The organism is Mesorhizobium tamadayense (assembly GCF_003863365.1).
Classification (GTDB): domain Bacteria; phylum Pseudomonadota; class Alphaproteobacteria; order Rhizobiales; family Rhizobiaceae; genus Mesorhizobium; species Mesorhizobium tamadayense.
On the sequence record NZ_RQXT01000225.1, the window covers coordinates 1 to 547 of the forward strand.

General features: G+C 60.5%; 1 protein-coding gene. It reads left to right on the forward strand.

Features of this window, described 5'->3' with window-relative positions; translation table 11 throughout:
* Positions 1-205 precede the first annotated feature (205 nt).
* Positions 206-547, forward strand: a 342-nt coding sequence (locus tag EH240_RS37415; protein ID WP_125007290.1) for an FAD-binding protein, incomplete at its 3' end; no start/stop codon positions are given.

Genomic DNA, 547 nt, shown 5'->3' on the forward strand with positions numbered 1-547 from the left:
CTCAATAGGTGCACTCATGATCCGCCGCCCCGAAGTGAGCAGGGAAATGGGGGGCGACTGTTACGATTTCCGGCTGTTCTCGTCGGCCAAGATATCCCGCGCATGCACGCACTGATCGGCCAAATGCGTGCTGGCACATCCGGTTGGCGTTTCATGTGATTGGCAAAAATGCGCTCCCTGATGACACAAGGATCTTAGCAGTCTTATGACGATTGACCTCCCGCAGCACATTCTCGACGCCATGACCGATGTCGATATGCCGCGACTACGGTCGGAGACGGCTCCGTCCGGTACAATGGTCCACGGCGACCTTCAAGTCCCGGTCTATCGCAGCGGTTGTGTAGTGGTCGGTTCCGGTGCGGCGGGGCTGCGTGCGGCGGTGGAATTAAAGCGGCGTCGGAACGAGGTGGTCATCGTCAGTCAAAGCGCTTGGGGTGGGACATCGGCCTGCTCCGGCTCTGACAAGCAGACGCTGCATACGGCCAACAGTGCGGATCAGGGAGACAGCTACAAGGCGATGGCGCGAGCAATACGCGCCGGCGGCGCC